At 52.7% G+C, this 241-nt stretch carries 1 pseudogene; it reads left to right on the top strand.

The window, feature by feature from the left end:
- A pseudogene (locus HMPREF0308_RS12815) lies at window positions 1–241 on the top strand (mechanosensitive ion channel domain-containing protein); the annotation flags it as partial.

The raw sequence follows: 241 nt of genomic DNA, 5'->3' as shown, positions 1-241 counted from the left end.
TGCGCAACTTGCCCGCGCTGCTGGAACTGGCGATTTGCAGCACCTGGATTTAACGCCGGGTACGGGTTACGCCATCACCACCATCACCAAATATCTGCTGATGCTGATTGGCGGGCTGGTCGGCTTCTCAATGATTGGTATTGAGTGGTCGAAATTGCAGTGGCTGGTTGCCGCGCTCGGTGTTGGTCTCGGTTTTGGTTTGCAGGAAATTTTCGCCAACTTTATCTCTGGTCTGATTATC

The sequence above is a fragment of the Corynebacterium striatum ATCC 6940 genome (genome assembly GCF_000159135.1).
Taxonomy (GTDB): Bacteria; Actinomycetota; Actinomycetes; order Mycobacteriales; family Mycobacteriaceae; genus Corynebacterium; species Corynebacterium striatum.
The sequence above is the reverse complement of the archived record's forward strand: the minus strand, read 5'-3'. Positions and strand labels throughout refer to the sequence as shown.